The following is a 17,865-nucleotide window of genomic DNA, read 5'->3' on the forward strand; positions in this document are numbered from 1 at the left end:
AGGATGAAAGTCGCTTGCCGCATAGTCGCCGTCCTAGTGCTCGCCTTTTTGCTCGCACCGATTGTGGTCGTGGTGCTGTCCTCATTCTTCGAGTCGGGATTCATCGAAGTTCCGCTCAGCCAGCCTTCACTGAAGTGGTACAGTCAATTCTTCAGTAGCGACGAGTGGATTTTAACGGCGGCCGACAGCGTCGTCATTGCTTTTGTTGTCGCGGTGGCGAGCACTGCCCTAGCGCTGACAACCGCATTGGTGACCGCGCGCCGCCATTTTTGGGGCCGCGCATCATTCGAGTTCATGATTTTGGTGCCGCTGGTATTGCCGCACGCCGCAATGGGTGTCGTGATGCTGACCGTGATCGGATCGCTCGGCTGGAATGGAACGTATAGCGGCATTGTGCTGGCCCATACAATCCTAGCGTTACCCTTCGCTTATCGACCGATCCTGAACAACATGCGGAGCCTTGAGAAGGATGTCGAGGAGGCGGCGATGAATCTGGGCGCGACGCCCGTCGTGATGTTCTTCAAGGTTATTCTTCCACTGATGCGGCCGGGCATTGTCACGGCACTCATCTTCAGTTTTATCATTTCGTTCGACGAGTCGACCGTGACGCTCTTCCTAATCGGACCCGACGCCACAACTCTGCCAGTCAAGATTTTTGCCGCGATACAGGAGGACGCAAGTCCGATTATATCGGCAATTTCGACGATGTTGATCGGAGCAACCGTCTTTGTACTGATCGCTGTGCAGAGGTTGGTTGGCTTGGAGGCGTTTGCTGAGGCCGAGGGAGGGCCAGGCCGGCGATAGCAACGGCTGCTGTGTAGAAGGCGTCCGGTCTCTTCCGACAGGAGGTGCTTGACGGCGGAAAAAAGAAGCTGCCGTCAGCCGGGGCTATATGCATCATATGCATGAAAGTAGGTACTTTTGTTATTGGCGTTGTTTTGGCGAACTGTTTTTAGTGTTGCCCAGCATATGGCTGGCACGCAGCTCCATCGAGGATCGATGGCTGAATGGCTTCGACGTTTGCGACGCAAGAAGATGAGTCTTGGAGACGAAAAGGAGCCATGAAAAGCGAAGACTTCAAGATGATCTCAAAGCTCATTGGCTTGATGCATGGATCAGGGGTCGAGGAGCTGGAAGCATCCGACGGAGACTTGCGCGTAAAGATCACGATGTTTGCGGCCGCACAGGGTAGGCAGGAAATGCATGGGGCGGCGCCTTCCGATCCGCCAGTTGATGCGACCGTGTCGAACGAAGCCGTCGACGAAACGACGTCGTTCGTCTGCGCTTCAATGCAGGGCATTTTCCATCGCGCGCCCGCGCCGGGTGCCGAACCTTTCGTAGTAGTTGGAAGCCGGATCTCCACAGGTCAGCAGGTCGGCATCATCGAAGCGATGAAGCTCTTCACTCCACTGCTCGCTCCGACAGCCGGTGTAATCGAGCAAATATTGGTGGAAAACGGAGTGGAAGTGCAGGCCGAACGGCCATTGTTCAAGGTGAAGTGCAATAGCAATACCAGTAGCGATGGCGAAGCGACATGAAGCCTTCCAGGCCGATAGAGTTTGCAAACCCGCAGGTGAGCTTGTGCGGAAGTGCGGCGCTCTTGTTCGATGCGGAGGGGCCGATGTGTCTACCCACACAGGAGCGTATCTGGACTCTTAGCAAGCAGGTCGGTCAATGGGACGTGGTTGTCGATACTCAAGTCGGTATGAATAATCTTCTCGTCCTGTTCGACTCTTCGAAGGCCGATCCGGAAGCACTTGCATCGAGACTTCTGGAGAGCTGGAGGAAAGTTGAACCGGGCGGTCCACAAGGGAAGCTTCTTGAGGTTGGTGTCGTTTATGGAGGCGATCGCGGCATGGACCTTGGTGAACTGGCTGCTCATCACGGTATCGATCCGGAGACCGTCGTAAAGCTGCATTCCACTCCGGAATATGTCGTGTTCGCGCCCTCCACGACGCCGGGATTCGGCTATCTCTTCGGTTTAGACCCACGTCTCTTCACACCTCGAAGAAAGGTGCCCGTGGTGCGTCCGTTTGGGGGAAATGTGACGATCGGGGGCGGGCAATCAAATCTTGGAAATCCTCGCGGCGCCGGTGGGCCACCGACGTTTCCGACCGGCTGGTACGTCATCGGGCACGTACCGGAGGCGCCGGTGCCGTTTGATCTAAGTCGCAATCCGCCAAATCTTCTCGATGTCGGTGATCGAATTCGCTTCCGCGTGGAGCGCATAGAGAGATGATTGAGGTTGTTCAGACTCCGCCGCTCAACTCCGTGCAGGATGACGGCCGTGTCGGCTTTCGAGGATTTGGGATTGGACGATCCGGGGCGATGGATCACGTGGCCTTGGCGGCGGCCAATGCGCTTTTGGGAAACGAGGAGAACGCGGCCGCCATCGAACTGCAATTGTATCCGTTCGCGGTGAAGTTTCATTCTGACACTCTTTTTGTGCTTACAGGCGCGACAGCTCGTGCAAAGCTCGATGGCGTGGCGGTACTTCCTTGGTGGGTGACGCCGGCTCGCGGCGGCCAAAAGCTTGTGGTGTCCGAGCCGGTGGACGGTTTGCGGACGTATTTGGCGATCGCCGGTGGCGTCGAAGTTCCCGTAATACTCGGATCTCGCAGTACGCAGCTGCGCGATGGCTTCGGCGGCTTTGAAGGGCGCTCGCTTAAGGCCGGAGACCAATTGGAGGTAGGGCACGCCGCTCCGGTCACTCTGCGGGATTTAGGAGGATATGGCGCCAGTCCAGCCTTGTCTGAGCTGCCGTCGGCGACGTGGGCGGGCAGCAGCCCGGGGGGAGTCATCCTCCGCGTCATTACGGCATCGGAGTACGACCTGTTCGACGAATCCTCCAAAACCGCCTTTTGGACCACACCTTGGACGATTTCCACGAAAAGCAGCCGGATGGGCTATCATCTTACGGGCGCGACACTGTGCCGGACGCATGACGTGGAAATGAGGTCGCACCCGATCGTACCTGGCGTCATTCAGGTGCCGCCTTCCGGTGATCCGGTGATACAACTGGCGGACGGTAACTCTGCGGGCGGTTACCCGAAGATTGGTGTCGTCATCGAGCCCGATCTTTGGCGGATTGGGCAAGCAAGGCCAGGCCAGTGTCTTCACTTCGTTCGGTGCAGCTTCGCCGAAGCTCGCGATGTCGAGAGGGTGACGCGCAGCTACATCGAGGAGATCCGACGGTTGGCAAAGTTTTGTAGGTGTTCCCCGCGAGCGAAGCTCCCATGAGCATCGAGTCTTGGGAATTAGCGGAGTTGATCGCCCAAATGAAACGGGCAGGCGTGAAAGAGTTGGAGGCGCAACGCGGAGAGAGTTCGATCCGCCTCTCTCTGGGCCGGCACAACCGCAAAATGGTGGGGACGAGAGCGCTAGAGCTGGCTGGCGTCGAGCGGACCGACGCAGCCACGTTCGTTCGGGCTCCTGCTGTGGGTAGGTTCTCGAATAGACACCCGTTGGGAGAGGCGACGACCGTAGGAGATCACGTTCAAGAAGGTGACTTGCTCGGGGTGATCGCTATCGGACCAATCTTCAGGCCGGTGATCGCGCCCGTCGCCGGTCGTGTGATCGAGCAGGTCTGCCGCAGTGAGAGCGACGTCGAATACGGAACGACGCTATACCGCATAATGGCATCGGGCTGAAACGAAGGTCCTGCCGAAAGGAGCACCCATGGAGATTGATCTCAATTCTGATCTTGGCGAAGGCCTTGGCCGTTGGAGGATGGGAGACGACGAGGCGCTGATGAAGCTGGTCTCATCAGCGAACGTCGCTTGCGGCTTTCACGCGGGCGATGCGGTCATCATGACGCGCATGGTCGAGGCAGCGAAAGAGAACGGCGTAGCTCTCGGCGCACATGTCGGGCTGCCGGACATACTCGGTTTCGGGCGTATCCCGATGAAGATCGATCCGCGTGACATGCAGAAGCATGCGCTTTATCAACTGGGTGCGCTTTCTGCTATCGCGAAGGTCAATGGCTACAAGGTTACCCACGCGGGGACCCATGGCGCCCTGGGCCAGATGGCACAGGAAAACAAGGAATATATCGAGAAGATTCTCGAAGTGTTCGCGGCGTTCGACAGGGATCTGATCATCGCGGCTTCGGTCAAGAGTCACGCAGGCACATTCGCGAAGTCGCTCGGATTGCGGGTGGTAGGCAAGATCTTTGCTGACCGGGCATACGACGACGAGGCTCGCTTGGTTAATCGGCGACATCCGGGCGCACTTATCACCGATCTGACCGAGGTTGCGAGGAGAATGAGCCAGTTCCTCGATGACGGGACTATCACGTCCGTGTCGGGAAAGCGGATCAAGGTCGACGCAAAATGTGTCCTGGTCCATAGCGATACTCCGGGCGCTGTGGAAATCGCGAGAGCCGTAAGGACGGTGGTCGAAGACGGCGGAGGACGTATCGTTCCGCTAACGGAGCTTGCGGCGTAATGTCGGTGCGGTCCATATTGATCGCTAATCGAGGCGAGATAGCGCTCCGGATCATTCGCGCGTGTCGGACGCTGGGGCTGCGAACAATCGCTGTCTGCTCCGAGGCAGATCGAGGGGCGGCTTACCTTGCTCTTGCCGATCGAGCGGTCTGCATCGGCGGCGCGGCGGCAGATACGAGCTATCTGGATATTGGGGCGGTGATGCTCGCAGCAGCCGCCGTTGGTGCCGACGCAATTCACCCCGGATACGGGTTCTTGTCGGAGAACGGAGACTTCGCGGAAGCGGTCGAAGGCGCTGGGCTCATCTTCATTGGTCCGACCTCCGATGTTGTCCGGCTAATGGGGGATAAGATCGCCGCGAAGGCGAAAATGCGCGAGCTCGGCGTGCCTTGCGTTGCGGGAAGTCATGGCGCGCTTCCCGATGATCCGCAGCTCTGCCAAGCGTGTGCGACCGAGGTTGGGTACCCTCTTATCATTAAGGCGGCGGGCGGCGGCGGCGGTCGCGGCATGCGGATCGTACGAGACAGCGCAAGTCTCCACCAAGCGATCGGAGCCACGCGGGAGGAGGCGAGGCGGGCATTTGCCAATCCGACGATCTACCTGGAGAAATTTTTGGAGCACCCGAGGCACGTCGAGATCCAGGTCATCTGCGATGGGGGAGGCGAGGGAGTATGGCTCGGCGCCCGCGACTGCTCGATGCAGCGCCGCCACCAGAAATTAATTGAAGAGGCGCCGCCGCCAGGCGTGCCTGAGGCCAATATCGCCGAACTTGGGGAGCGCTGTGTAGCCGCTTGCCGGGCGATCGGCTATCGCGGCGTAGGCACCTTCGAATTTCTCTACCAGGACGGGATATTCGCTTTCATCGAGATGAATACGCGCATACAGGTCGAACATCCAATAACCGAGGAAACCAGCGGCATCGATATCGTGCGCGAGCAGATTCGGGTGGCATTGGGCGAGCCGCTCGGACTTCGTCAATCCGAGGTCACCTGCAGAGGCCATGCTATTGAGTGCCGGATCAATGCGGAACATCCTTTCGACGGCATTCCTTCTCCTGGTCGTGTTGAGAGCTGGCTGGCTCCGGGCGGACCGGGAATTCGGGTCGATACCCATATCGTGGCAGGTTCGGAAGTCCCTTCACACTACGACTCCTTGATAGCCAAGGTGATCGCTAGGGGCGAGGATCGTTCGGAGTGTATCGAGCGCATGCTTTCGGCCTTGGCAGACCTGCGCGCAGAGGGTATCCGGTTGAACACCGAGCTTCACTCGGTGGTATTGAAGGACGCGTCCTTTCGGGACGCGCGCCTTAGCATCCACTCCTTGGAAGACATCCTTCGACGGCGCGCCTCGTCCGATCGACGGTGAGCGTGATAGGCGACGGCCCGTCGAACCTAATGTGCAATCGAGCACGCATCAAAGGCGGGCAGCCTTGGGCGAATTCGTGCAGTGCGAGATCGCGTCCGATCGAGTCGATGACTTCGGGCTCGGGTCCCAGGAAGATATCAGCTCTCGCGGAACTCGGTCAGACCGAATTCCTTCAAGACGGCCTCGGTATGTTGTCCGAGGGACGGCACCGGGTCCATACGCGGCTGCCAGGACTCACCGCTAATTGGTCGCAAAGATGGCATCGGGCCCGCCGGGGTTTCGATATAAGCCCAGCGCTTGCGGCTGCGCAGTTGCGGATGATCCCACACGGCGGACATGTCATTCACGCGAGCCGTACCGATCCCGGCGGTCTCGAGGCGCGAGATGGCTTCGTTCGACGGCAGCTTGCGGAACGTGTCACAGATGACGGCATCGATCTCAGCTCGCTCTTTCATCCGGCCCGCATTGCCCTTAAAGCGTGCTTCGCTGGCCCACTCGGGCCGTTGTAAGACGATCGTCGTGAACGCGGCCCACTCGCGATCATTTTGAAGTCCGAAAAGTACCATGCCATCAGCAGTTTCGTAGGGCCCATATGGGAAGATCGTGGCATGGCCAGCTCCCGCCCGAGCCGGAGGTTGTGCTCCGTCCATCGCATAGTAAAGCGGATATCCCATCCATTCCACCATGGCCTCCAGCATCGAGACTTCGACATGATCGCCCTGTCCGCTTTTGGCTCGACGCAGCAAGCAGGCCAAAATGCCCTGAAAAGCCATTGTGCCCGCAGCGATGTCAGCAATCGAGATGCCGGCCTTTGCAACGGCGTCCGGCGTGCCGGTCGTTGACAAAAAGCCGGCCTCCGCCTGAATCAGTAGATCGTATGCTTTGCGCTTCTCCCACGGCCCATTCGGACCGTATCCAGATATGTTGCAAGTAATCAGCTGCTTGTATGTGGAGCGCAGCACGCCATCGGCGAGCCCTAGGCGGGCAGCTGCCCCTGGAGCAAGATTTTGCACAAACACGTCTGCGTGCGCGATGAGCCGTTGCACGGCTTCCAACGCTCCCGGCCGTTTCAGGTCGAAGGTGACGCTCTCTTTCGACCGATTGGTCCAGACGAAATGACTGGCAAGACCACGCGCACGCGTATCATAGGCCCGAGCAAAGTCGCCACCATCGGGCCGTTCGATCTTTATGACTCGGGCGCCGAGGTCGGCAAGCTGACGCGTGCAATAGGGAGCCGCGATTGCCTGCTCGATTGCGATGACCAATACCCCGTCCAGTGGCCGCGTCACGACACCTCCGACCTTAGATTGTAGCTTCCGCCTTCATGATAAGCTCGTCCCGATCGTTCGTGGCCCACAGCAGGATTTTTCCGGTTTCGTCCGGCGGACTGCCATTCAGATGAAGTTCGCTGCCGTCGAAAAGCGGCGACACCGCGCGGAAGGAATATGCCTTCACCACCACTGAGGAAGGGAGACTGCGCCTAACGAGATCGATCAGGAGAGTAGCAATGAGCGGACCATGGACGATCAGGCCTGGATAACCTTCCACCGCAAAGACGTACGTTCGGTCATAGTGAATACGATGGCCGTTGAACGTGAGAGCCGAATAGCGAAACAGCATGACGGTATCCGGCACGATGCTGCGATGCCATGGTCCTTTCGGTGCAGTTGATCTCGCTCTGTCGGCGGGCGCTGTGACATCTCGATAGACAATGTCGTGATGGTCCGTCAGAAGTAGATGGCCGTTCTCGTCGTGGACGGCGTGCCCTACCGTGACGAACACCAGAGGGCCGGTCGTACCTTGTTTGGACGTCACGCTTTCGATCGTCGATGTCCGCTTGACATGCATGCCCACGCGCAGCGGGCTCTTAAAGGTGAGCCTGCTGCCCGCCCACATCCGCCGGGGAAGGTCATGGATGGGAGGAAGAAAGCCCCCGCGCTTGGGATGCCCGTCAGGCCCTAATGTCGATTGCCGTTCGTTAGGTAGAAAATACAACCAGTGGGCCAGCGGAGGCAGCGCAACCCCCGTTGAATAGAGCTGGTGGTCGGTTTCGAGGGTCGCATCCAGACGCTCAATCGGACTGGCTGTCACCATGTCTTCCTGGGTTACTGTGCGCCCGATCCATTCCTGGTAGTCGTGTCCGTCAACCATCTAGACCTCTCGTTCTGGTCGAACCTATTGGATATCGCTGGTGGACCAACAGTCGTATTATCCAGCAACAGCATTCGGAGTTGGAGAAAGGCATGCATTTCGATCTGGTGGATCTGCGGCTGCTTGTGCTCGTCGTGGACAGAGGTGGGCTTGCCGCGGCAGCCAGACATGCCAACCTCTCTGTTTCTGCGCTGTCCGAACGCATGAAATCGCTAGAGGAGCGGGCTGGCCTGCAGTTGTTCGAGCGTACGGTCAAAGGGACACGACCGACCTCAGCGGGACTGGAGTTCGCCGGGCACGCCCGCAGCATACTTATGCAGGCAGAGCGGCTGAGCGGGGCGGTCCGATCGTGGAGAAAGCGCGAACGGGGCCTGATACGGATGCGGGCCAATTCGAATGCCATCGCAAGCTTCCTTCCGGATGTCTTGGCGAGCTATCTCGCCCGGCATCCCGACGTGACGGTCGATCTCCAGGAGCAGACGTCGGATCTCATCGCGGTGGCGGTAAGAGCGGGTGAAGCAGACCTCGGAATTGCCGCCGAGAATGCGCAGTTTGAAGGGCTGCGAACGGAGCCATTCGGAGTGGACCGCCTTGTCGTACTGGTTCCTCCGGGGCATTGGCTCGCCGACTACACCTCAATAGGGTTCGCCGAGGTGTTGAACGAGCACTTCATCGGCCTAGATGAGCAGGCATCCATTCAGACATATCTCGCCGATCATGCGCGAAGGCTCGGTCGAGAGCTGGTCATCCGCATACGTTTGCGAGGGTTTGAAAGTGTTTGCCGCATGGTGGCTGCGGGCGCCGGCGTTGCCGTCGTCCCAGTAAGCGTCATCTCTTCTTCGGTGAAGGACGCAGGAGCGCGGGCTGTCGAGTTGTCGGATAACTGGGCCCAACGCAATCTTGTGGTCTGCCTCCCGGTCGATCGTCCCGTATCAGATCTGGTGCAGAGACTAATAGCGGACATAGCGAGGTCTACTAGGTCTCGATTCGCCGAAATCGGCGGAGATGCCGGCCCCCTGCGGACATAATCAGCCAGTGTTCGCCCACCGCGAGGGCGGCTTTCGGCAGAAACGAGTTTACAAAGAGTTCGCCGCGTGCGCTTTAGATCTCGGCCTCGCATGAGGCGTTTCCTCCCTGACTCGCCGAGGCCTTCAAAGGTCTCGGCATTTTCGTGAGATGAGGATGGGCAGAGTGCCGCTCGCCGTTAGCGAAGAATGGTGAGCTTATTATGGGAAAAGCCCTCGGGTCGTTTTCGCTGCCCGCACTCGTTCGACACCTATGGCCATGGCGGCGGTTCGATGAGAGACGTTGTCACGAGCGGCGCGGGTAACCATATCGTTGAATGCGCGATCGAGGATCTGATATTCCCTCCGCATAACCTCTTCTTCTTCCCAGAACAATTGCTGGAGGTCTTGAAGCCACTCGAAATAACTCACGATCACGCCGCCCGAGTTACAGAGAATATCCGGTATGAGGAATATCTCGTTGCGGCGCCTCTCTAGGACCAGATCAGCCTCCGGAGTGGTCGGGCCGTTGGCGCCCTCAGCAAGCACGCGACATCGCAGATCCCGCGCCACGCGATCATCGATCACCCGCTCCATGGCTGCTGGCACAAGGACGTCGCAAGGAAGCTGCAGGAGCTCGGCTGGATCGAGACGGGGCGCTTCGTGATAATCAGACAGACTTCCGTGCCTCGCCGCATGACGGATCAACTGTGTGACGTTGAGGCCTGCACGGTCGTAAAATGCGCCCGTGTGGTCGCCGACACCTACTATCTTGACGCCGCTCCTGCTCAACTCCAGTGCCGCGTACGAGCCGACGTTGCCGAAGCCTTGAACCACCGCGGTCGCCGTCGACCAGTCGATCGACAGATCCTTCAAAACTCGTTTGGCCAGATGGGCGACGCCGCGTCCTGTCGCCTCCCGACGCCCTAAGGTGCCTCCCGCGCCAACAGGCTTGCCGGTTACGATCTCCGTTACGGTACGCCCCTGGTACATGGAATACGTGTCCATGAACCACGCCATCACTTGCTCGTTGGTGCCCATATCGGGAGCCATGACGTCGACGTGCGGACCCACGAACGGAATCATCTCCTGCATATAGCGGCGCGAGAGCGCCTCAAGCTCTCGGTGGGAAATCTTCGCTGGATCGACACGAATACCGCCCTTCGCGCCGCCATAGGGTAGTCCGACCAGTGCGCATTTCCAGCTCATCCAAATCGCGAGGGCGGCGACTTCGCCGATATCAACACTAGCGGCAAAGCGCGTTCCTCCCTTGGTCGGCCCGAGTGTAAGGTGATGCTGGACTCGATAGCCCTCGAATACGGAGATCGACCCGTCATCACAATGGATGGGGCAAGAAACCGAGATGGCGCGCTTGGGAAGAAGCAAGCGGCTGCGTTCGTCGATGGGAATTGCCAGATGATCGGCAATCACGGTGAACTGTCGTGAAGCCATCTCGAAGACGGGCCCACTATAGATGCTCATTTTGGCTCCGATTTATCAATAAGCGACGGCCCGGGAGCAATCGACTAAGCGCCCGCGAGCGGATGGAGGACGCGCGGCTGTCTCGCAGCGCCGGCGATCACGTGAGAACTTGCGGGCGTGCAAGCACGCAGGCCCGAAATAGCAGCGGGATGTCTACTGCAATCGGAGCCACACGCTCTTCGTCTGAAGGAAATCCTTCATCGCGTCGATCCCACTTTCACGCCCCAAGCCGGATGTCTTGTAACCACCAAAGGGAACGGCAGGATCAGTCTTCCGATACATGTTGATCCAGACCGTTCCGGCCTGGAGTCGGGCTGCGACGCGGTGAGCGCGACTTACGTCCTTGGTCCAGAATCCCCCGGCTAAGCCGAAGTTGGTCGCATTAGCCGTGCGGATCGCATCCTCTTCATCCTTGAACGCGATAACAGAAAGAACGGGACCAAAGACTTCCTGCTGGGAAATCGTCATCGTGTTCTTCACATCGGCATAGATCGTCGGTTCGACGAACCATCCCTTGCCGCATTCCGGGGCGTGGGATCGCTTGCCGCCAAGCACTAGCCGCGCGCCCTCCGAGCTGGCTGTGTCAATCATCGAAAGTATCTTGCGGAATTGCTGTTCCGTCGCGACAGGGCCGATGTCGGTCGCTGGATCCAACGGGTCGCCCAGCCGCATGCCGCTTCCACGCCGGACCAGCTTTTCAAGGATCTGTTCAAGCACCGTCTCTTGAACGAGTAGGCGGGAGCCCGCGACACATGTTTGCCCGGTCGAGGAGAAAATACCTCCGACGGCACCGGCTGCCGCAGCATCCAGATCGGCGTCCTCGAAAATGATGTTAGGCGATTTCCCGCCCAGTTCCAGGGCTACCGGTTTGAGGTGGCGAGCGGCGAGCTCGTAGACTTTGCGACCGGCGTCGACACCACCAGTGAAGGAGATCTTGGCGACTAGTGGGTGCTGGACCAGCGCGGGTCCGATCTCGGAGCCGTAGCCGGTAAGAACATTCACGACGCCGGGCGGCACTCCAGCCTCTTCGAGCAGATCCACGAACAACAGTGTCGATGTGGATGTGAATTCTGATGGCTTGACGACCACCGTGTTGCCGGCGGCGAGGGCCGGGGCAATCTTCCAGGAAAGAAGTCTCAACGGCGAATTCCACGGAGTGATCGCGGCGACGACGCCGATCGGCTCGTATCGTGTGTAGTTGAAATAATTCTCCGGATCGACGGGGATAACGGAGCTGTGGACCTTGTCGGCAAGGCCGGCGTAGTAGTGATACCACTGCGCCATCGTCTGCATTTGGGTCCGCATTTCGGAAATAGTCTTTCCGTTGTCGCGGATCTCCCATCGCGCCAGGCTCTCGATGTTCTTCAGCACGAGATCTCCAACCCGGTGAAGAATAACCCCTCGCTGCTTTCCGGTCAGCCGAGGCCAAGGTCCTTCGACGAATGACCTGTGTGCGGAGTCGACTGCGTCGTTCACGTCGGAAGCATCGGCTTGCGGGACAGTCGCCCAGGTCTCTGATGTAAAAGGGTTCTGTGTTTCCAATCGCCGTTGGCTCTTTGACGCGCGCTTTTTTCCTCCGATCACCATCTCGAAGTGCTGCATTCCATCTCCTCCGTTTGAGCGTTCGCAACAAGCAGCTCAATAGATCGAGGTAGCAGCATGGGCAACGACAGCAGCTGTTATGGAAGTATGATCAAAATGAAAGAGGAGGCTTGTCCTGCGCGTAAGCTTCGGGGACTTCGAGTAAATTTGTCGCGACGGCCGTGGTTTGGTGCAGCGCGGGAAGCGACCGGCTGTCGATCTCGCCTTGACGTCTCCGGCTCACTGATCGTAGCAATCACTACGACGTCGTCCCGGTTGCCGGGTTGGTCGGAGATACAAGGAGGATCGTTCATTGTCAGCAGCTGTGCACGCAGAGAGCCGCGTTAAGGCGAAGGAAGCCGCCCGGGCGGGCTGGCAATATGAGTTGTACGACCTGCTCCGACGAAACAACTTCACGCAGTTTGCCTACGTCCCGGATGCCGGCCACACCGTTCTCATCAACGAGTCGCTCGCAGATGCCGAGGTCGAGTCGATCGCGCTTACAACCGAAGAAGAAGGTGTCGCGATGATGGCGGGTGCCGAGTTGGGCGGCGCCCGTGGCGTGCTGCTTATGCAGAGCAGCGGCGCGGGTAATTGCGTCAACCTTCTCTCCCTGATAGCGGGCGGACGCTTCCCTTTCTTGACGCTCCTGAGTATGCGCGGAGATTTCGGCGAGGGTAATCCCTGGCAGATGCCGATGGGGAGGGCCGTCGAGCCGGTCCTGGAAGCGATGTCGGTTCGATGTCTGCGTGTAGACCGGCCTGAGGACGTCGTGCCTGTCGTCTCGGCTGCCATCACGATGGCCTTCCAAGGCGGCGAGGCAGTTGCGGTCCTCCTCACTCAAAAACTCATCGGCGCGAAGGCGTTCTAGGGGGCATGATCATGAAAGCAAATGTTGGCAATCCGGAGTTCGACGAGCGCTACGTCCTTGATCGACGTGAGGCCGTTCCAGCGTTAGTGGGAGGTCACAAGGAGTTCCTGTTCATCGCGGGCTTGGCTGGCACCGCGCGCGATGTGACTTCGCTGGTGAACGATGGTCCGTCCGCCTATGGTCTCGGAGGGGCCATGGGGGCGGCGACGATGATGGGGTTGGGTCTCGCTCTCGCTCGTCCCGATCGTACCGTCATCGCCTTTTGCGGTGACGGAGAGTTGCTGATGAACGTCGGGTCCCTGGCCACCATCGGCGTCCGCAATCCTCCCAACTTGAGAATCGTTTGTGTCGACAACGGTCACTACGGCGAAACCGGCTACCAGCGCAGCCATACGAGTTTGGGCGTAGACCTTGAGAAGATCGCCGTCGGGTCCGGCATCAGGCGCACCCTGACTATCGGTACAGCAGCCGAGCTACCGAAAGGCAGCAAGTTGCTGCGGGAATCTGAAGATGCCGTCTTCATCTTGATGCGGGTCAAGCCCACCGATCCGCCGAAGTTTAAGCGAACTCTGGATCCGGCCGTGTGCCGCGTCCGTTTCAAGGCTGCTTTGGCGGATGCAGCTCGTGCGGGCGGCTGAGTCGAAGAGGCGCGAAGTGCCGACGGCACGCAGCGAAGACGCCGCGCCGTCGGCTACCGGCATCGACGTTCGCGATGTATCGAAGATCTTCGCGCTCGGCGCTTCGGAACAGACCGTGGCGCTCAAGCCGCTTTCCCTCACGATCCGGAAGGGCGAGTTCTTCAGCTTCATCGGACCGTCGGGATGCGGCAAGACAACCTTGCTCCGCATCATCGCCGGCCTCACCACCCCCACGACAGGTGGCGTTTTCATAAATGGCACGCAAGTGACCGGACCGGATTCACGGATCGGTATGGTCTTCCAGAAGTCCACGCTTCTACCCTGGCGAACGGTTCTTCAGAATCTTCTCCTTCCCGTCGAGGTGACGAAATCATGCTCGATGCAAGAGGCGAGATCGCGGGCCGATCGCCTGCTTGAGATGATGGGAATTGCCGCTTTCAAAAATCGCTCGCCAGACGAGTTATCCGGCGGCATGCAACAACGAGCGGCGATAGCTCGGGCGTTGATCACAGATCCCGAAATCCTGGCCATGGACGAGCCCTTCAGCGCGCTCGACGAATTCACGCGTGAGCGCCTGAACGATGAACTGATGGGTCTGCAAAAGAGCGCGCAAAAGACCATCATCTTCGTCACGCACAACATATCCGAAGCGGTCTTTCTGTCTGATCGCATCGGAGTGATGGCCCCAAGACCCGGGCGCTTAGACAGCATCATCGAAGCGCAGGGCTTTCCCGCTGTGAGGGACGCCTCACTCCGGAAGAAGCAAGAATTTTTCCGGGAGGTGGCGAGAGCCCGGGATGCCTTCGATAGGCTTCATTTGTGACTCGGGACCTATCGTTCGATGTTGTAAACGGAGAATGCAAGTGTCCAGCCAGGCCGTGAGAAGCGAATCCGAGATCGGCTCAGTCCCCTCGATCCTAGAGGGGGGCCGAAAATTCGGAGCAGCACTGCTAGCGCTCGGCATTGCGCTGCTGCTTCTCGCTATCTGGCAACTCTCGTCCCAATATCGACTTGTGTCCGCTCTGATCCTCCCGAGCCCAGCTCTGGTAGCGGGCGCGCTCTACGAAGGCGTGGTCGGCGGACGCTTCCTGAACGACATCCTCGTGACATTCAACGAAACCGTACTTGGCTTCCTGTTTGGAACGGTCGTCGCCATCACTCTGGGGGCGACGTTCGCATATTCGGGGCTCCTGCGGCGTGCCGGCTATCCCTACGTCATTGCTGTTCAGACGTTCCCGAAGATCGCTATCGCTCCCTTGCTGATAGCCTGGTTCGGATACGGCATAGGACCGAAGGTCATCATTTCGGCTCTACTCGCCTTCTTTCCGGTATTCACCGCTACACTTGCCGGATTCACTGAAGTGAACTCGGACATGATCGATCTGCTGCGATCGATGAAGGCGACGCGGCTACAAGAACTTCGCAAATTGAGGCTGCCCTTCGCGATGGCTTTCATCGTGCCTTCTCTCGATGTGGCCATCGTGCTGGCTTTGCTCGGAGCAATCGCTGCCGAACTGGTCGGCGGAGCCGCAGGTCTGGGGCAGGTCATTCAACAAAAGTCGTTCACGGGCGACATAGCGGCCGTTTATGCGGTCCTCGCTCTCACGGCCGCAATCGGCATAAGCCTTAGAAGCATCGTCAGGACGGTGACCCGAGCTCTTCAGTCAATGGCGTGGGGCTGATTGCAGGTATGGGCACGCAATGCCTTTCGGCACGATTGAATGGAGGAAGTCCTTGCGTTTAGTAGGTTGTTTGGCGGTTGCAGCCAATCTGTCCGTCTTCGTCTGTGGTGCGACGCAAGCCGAGAGTCTGAAGGAAGTGACCTTCGCATCCTCGGATACAGCATTGAGCATCGGGTCCGCGCCTTACTCATCGCTCCAGCCCACCTTGAAGTTGCCGGAGAAGTACGCGGGGGTGACGGTCAAGTTTCAACCTACCGCTGGCGCGACGGCTGCGGTGCAGGCCGTAAGCAACGGCAATGCATTCTATACTTTGGTGGCGTTAGCGTCCTTCTTGCCGCTCGCCCGTCAAGACCCGAACCTTGTTATCGTCTCGTTCGACCCCGGCAATTCTCTCCGGGTGATTGTGCCCCCCGATAGTCCGGTGAAGGGTCCCTTAGACCTGAAAGGTAAAGTTATTGGAGTCGGTAGTTTTGGCACGGCGGCCTATCCGTATGGCAAGGCTATCCTCAAGGAAGCCGGCCTCGATCCCGACAAGGACGTGACCTTCCTGCCGGTCGGTCTCGGAGCACCAGCGGCGGACGCTTTGAAAAGCGGCAAGATCCAGGCTTTCGCGGGGTTCGATAGCCCGAACGCGGTGATCGGAAATCTCCTCGGCGTGAAGATGAGAGACGTGCCGTCCCCGCTGAACGATCTCGTTGGTATGGTCGGTATGGTTGTCACCCGCAGTGAAATCGAAAAGCATCCGAAGGTGGTCGCAGGCCTGTGCCGTGCGCTCTACGAATCGTTCTTCTTCGCCGAAGGAAACATCGAAGGGACCGTGCGCAATCACTTTAAGGTCTATCCTGGCCAGCTCCCATCGAACAAACCACTTGATGAAGCGGTCCGGGAAGGCGAGGTCATCCTGAGAGCCAAGCTCGACGTCGTGAACCACAGAGGAGCCGGTGGCATCATCGGCTACCAGGAACTGCCGACCGTTCAGCACACCGTCGACAAGCTGTACGAGAACGGAATCCTTCCGGAGCGGATGGAAATATCAAAGTACGCGGACCAACGGTTCAAGAACGATTGTGGCGGTTTCGATCCCGCTGAGCTCCGGGCGCAGGCCCGCGCTTGGAAACCGCAATAGAGGAAATCGACAACTGGACACCGAGAGAGGAGAATATTCAATGACGGTCATCGAGCATCTTGCAAAGTGGGGGTCCGAAGCGCCCTTCGAACATTCAAGGGCAGCGCGAGACGTCGCTCGGCACGCTGTTGAAGACGTAATTGCCTGCATCATAGCGGGATCCAACGATCTCGGCGCCTCTAACGTCCGCAAGATGGTGTACGCCTCCGATAGTGCCGGTCCTGGCACGGTCGTCGGAGAGGAGAAGGCCGTGTTGCCGCAGCTGGCGGCGCTCGCAAATGGAACGGCCGGCCATGCATTGGACTATGACGATACGTTCCTTCCGGGCGTCAATCACGCCAGTTCGGTTCTCGTCTCGGCCCTCATGGCGCTTGGCGAGCAAGCGGGATCCTCGGGCGCCGAATTAATCGATGCCTATTTGGTCGGTCTAGAGCTCCAATTCGCGGTCGGCAGCGGTGTGATGCGTAGCCACTACGATTTTGGTTGGCACTCCACTTCGACGATCGGGTGCATCGGAGCCGCCGGCGCCTGCGCGCGGCTTCTCAAGCTGGATGCCAGGCGCTTCGCGCATGCGCTCAGCCTCGGGACGAGTATGGCGTCTGGGTGCAAGGTCCAGTTTGGCAGCATGGCAAAGCCTCTGCACGCCGGGCTTGCCGCTCAGCACGCCATCGAGGCGGCCCAATTGGCCGCGGCCGGCGTCGAGGGACGGCTGAATGCGCTTGAAGGAGGGATGGGCTTTCTCGAATTGTTCGGCGGCAAAGGACCGGCTGGCTGGGGAAAAAACATCGAGAAACTGGGCGCGCCGATGACGGCGGAGTCTCGCGGTCTCATGTTCAAACGCTATCCGTGTTGCGCCTCGACGCACCGGGTTCTAGACGCGTTCTTCGAGCTAAGGGCGCAAGAGAAGTTCGAGGCCGACGAGGTCGAAAGCATCAACACGCTAATTGGATACGGTAACTCGCGAAATCTGATGTACACAAATCCAGTCTCCGAAATGGAGGCTAGATTCTCTATGCAATATTGCATGGCCGTGGCTCTTGTCGACGGTGCTCCGAAGCTCAGTCACTTCACGCCGCAATCCGTCAAGCAGGAAAAATACCGTCGACTTTTCGGACTGACAACCGTCAGTTGCTACGATCCTGCGGAGGAGCAGAAGAACGTCGACCTAATGCGTCCTCATGTCATTACCGTCAAGTTGAAGAATGGCCGGTCGCTGGAACGGTCGCGGGATCTTCCGGTCGGTACCCTCAAATACCCGTTTAGCCTCGACGACCGCAAAGCAAAATTCGACGATTGCTGCAAATCTAGATTGGACAAGGTATCCTCCGATAGGCTCTTCGAGGCCATCAACAATATCGAGAGCGAAGGGCATCTGTCCCGGTTCACCGGTTTGCTGCGATTCGGAGCAAAGGCAAACCACGCTTTCCGCACTTCGAGCTTCGCGTGAGTGCGGCCGGAAGACCACGCATCCGGCCTCACGTGATCCATTCAGCGCAGAACGACTGCGACCGGAAAAAAAT

At 58.8% G+C, this 17,865-nt stretch carries 18 protein-coding genes; 14 read left to right on the forward strand and 4 right to left on the reverse strand.

Translation table 11 applies throughout. The features are described from left to right. The first annotated feature begins 3 nt into the window (after positions 1 to 3). The 7 genes from QY049_RS14810 to QY049_RS14840 all read left to right on the forward strand — a co-directional run bounded on the left by QY049_RS14810 (position 4) and on the right by QY049_RS14840 (position 5,810). A complete protein-coding gene (locus QY049_RS14810; RefSeq protein WP_128929673.1) occupies positions 4 to 804 on the forward strand; it encodes an ABC transporter permease in 801 nt (266 codons plus the stop codon). Positions 805 to 1,061: 257 nt separating this feature from the next. Then, the gene (locus QY049_RS14815; RefSeq protein ID WP_164933834.1) at positions 1,062 to 1,538 is read left to right on the forward strand and encodes a biotin/lipoyl-containing protein; all 477 of its coding nucleotides are present in this window, start codon (positions 1,062 to 1,064) and stop codon (positions 1,536 to 1,538) included. After that, positions 1,535 to 2,239, forward strand: a complete 705-nt coding sequence (locus QY049_RS14820; RefSeq protein WP_128929671.1) for an allophanate hydrolase subunit 1 — start codon at positions 1,535 to 1,537, stop codon at positions 2,237 to 2,239. The genes QY049_RS14815 and QY049_RS14820 overlap by 4 nt, the downstream gene beginning before the upstream one ends. Beyond that, the gene (locus QY049_RS14825; protein WP_128929670.1) at positions 2,236 to 3,240 is read left to right on the forward strand and encodes a biotin-dependent carboxyltransferase family protein; all 1,005 of its coding nucleotides are present in this window, start codon (positions 2,236 to 2,238) and stop codon (positions 3,238 to 3,240) included. The genes QY049_RS14820 and QY049_RS14825 overlap by 4 nt, the downstream gene beginning before the upstream one ends. Then, positions 3,237 to 3,650 carry a biotin/lipoyl-containing protein gene (locus tag QY049_RS14830; protein ID WP_128929669.1) on the forward strand — a complete coding sequence of 138 codons (414 nt, stop codon included), beginning with the start codon at positions 3,237 to 3,239 and terminating at the stop codon, positions 3,648 to 3,650. The genes QY049_RS14825 and QY049_RS14830 overlap by 4 nt, the downstream gene beginning before the upstream one ends. A 28-nt stretch (positions 3,651 to 3,678) precedes the next feature. Further along, positions 3,679 to 4,446 carry a LamB/YcsF family protein gene (locus tag QY049_RS14835; protein WP_128929668.1) on the forward strand — a complete coding sequence of 256 codons (768 nt, stop codon included), beginning with the start codon at positions 3,679 to 3,681 and terminating at the stop codon, positions 4,444 to 4,446. After that, complete coding sequence (locus tag QY049_RS14840) at positions 4,446 to 5,810, forward strand: acetyl/propionyl/methylcrotonyl-CoA carboxylase subunit alpha (protein ID WP_128929667.1); 1,365 nt, start codon at positions 4,446 to 4,448, stop codon at positions 5,808 to 5,810. The genes QY049_RS14835 and QY049_RS14840 overlap by 1 nt, the downstream gene beginning before the upstream one ends. Positions 5,811 to 5,947: 137 nt before the next feature. On the opposite strand, the gene QY049_RS14845 is transcribed toward QY049_RS14840, so the two are convergent. Beyond that, a complete protein-coding gene (locus tag QY049_RS14845; RefSeq protein WP_128929666.1) occupies positions 5,948 to 7,099 on the reverse strand; it encodes a CaiB/BaiF CoA-transferase family protein in 1,152 nt (383 codons plus the stop codon). Positions 7,100 to 7,112: 13 nt separating this feature from the next. Next, the gene (locus tag QY049_RS14850; protein WP_128929665.1) at positions 7,113 to 7,961 is read right to left on the reverse strand and encodes a MaoC family dehydratase N-terminal domain-containing protein; all 849 of its coding nucleotides are present in this window, start codon (positions 7,959 to 7,961) and stop codon (positions 7,113 to 7,115) included. A 92-nt stretch (positions 7,962 to 8,053) separates the two neighbouring features. Here QY049_RS14850 and QY049_RS14855 point away from each other — a divergent pair, with 92 nt between their 5' ends. Further along, entirely contained in the window at positions 8,054 to 8,989 is a 936-nt protein-coding gene (locus QY049_RS14855) for a LysR substrate-binding domain-containing protein (RefSeq protein ID WP_128929664.1), read from the forward strand. Positions 8,990 to 9,187: 198 nt separating this feature from the next. Here the strand turns inward: QY049_RS14855 and QY049_RS14860 are convergent, their stop codons facing one another. Both QY049_RS14860 and QY049_RS14865 read right to left on the reverse strand, forming a co-directional pair. Continuing rightward, complete coding sequence (locus QY049_RS14860; protein WP_128929663.1) at positions 9,188 to 10,447, reverse strand: Glu/Leu/Phe/Val dehydrogenase; 1,260 nt, start codon at positions 10,445 to 10,447, stop codon at positions 9,188 to 9,190. Positions 10,448 to 10,600: 153 nt separating this feature from the next. Next, positions 10,601 to 12,049 (reverse strand): aldehyde dehydrogenase, encoded by a 1,449-nt coding sequence (locus QY049_RS14865; protein ID WP_128929662.1) that lies wholly within the window; start codon positions 12,047 to 12,049, stop codon positions 10,601 to 10,603. 292 nt (positions 12,050 to 12,341) lie between these two features. Here QY049_RS14865 and QY049_RS14870 point away from each other — a divergent pair, with 292 nt between their 5' ends. From QY049_RS14870 to QY049_RS14895, 6 genes are read left to right on the forward strand one after another with little or no spacing between them, the layout of a single operon-like run. Continuing rightward, complete coding sequence (locus QY049_RS14870; RefSeq protein WP_232995587.1) at positions 12,342 to 12,899, forward strand: phosphonopyruvate decarboxylase; 558 nt, start codon at positions 12,342 to 12,344, stop codon at positions 12,897 to 12,899. A 5-nt stretch (positions 12,900 to 12,904) separates the two neighbouring features. Further along, positions 12,905 to 13,537: a thiamine pyrophosphate-dependent enzyme gene (locus tag QY049_RS14875; RefSeq protein WP_206733166.1), complete on the forward strand. Its 633-nt coding sequence runs from the start codon at positions 12,905 to 12,907 to the stop codon at positions 13,535 to 13,537. Between the two features lie 16 nt (positions 13,538 to 13,553). Beyond that, positions 13,554 to 14,360, forward strand: coding sequence for an ABC transporter ATP-binding protein (locus QY049_RS14880; protein ID WP_164933835.1), 807 nt, complete (start codon positions 13,554 to 13,556; stop codon positions 14,358 to 14,360). A gap of 40 nt (positions 14,361 to 14,400) precedes the next feature. Next, positions 14,401 to 15,219, forward strand: coding sequence for an ABC transporter permease (locus QY049_RS14885; protein WP_164933836.1), 819 nt, complete (start codon positions 14,401 to 14,403; stop codon positions 15,217 to 15,219). Between the two features lie 19 nt (positions 15,220 to 15,238). Continuing rightward, positions 15,239 to 16,345: an ABC transporter substrate-binding protein gene (locus tag QY049_RS14890; protein ID WP_128929659.1), complete on the forward strand. Its 1,107-nt coding sequence runs from the start codon at positions 15,239 to 15,241 to the stop codon at positions 16,343 to 16,345. Between the two features lie 40 nt (positions 16,346 to 16,385). After that, positions 16,386 to 17,792, forward strand: coding sequence for an MmgE/PrpD family protein (locus QY049_RS14895; protein WP_128929658.1), 1,407 nt, complete (start codon positions 16,386 to 16,388; stop codon positions 17,790 to 17,792). Positions 17,793 to 17,865: the final 73 nt, after the last annotated feature.

The sequence above is a fragment of the Bradyrhizobium sp. WYCCWR 13022 genome, assembly GCF_030435535.1.
Lineage (GTDB): Bacteria > Pseudomonadota > Alphaproteobacteria > Rhizobiales > Xanthobacteraceae > Bradyrhizobium.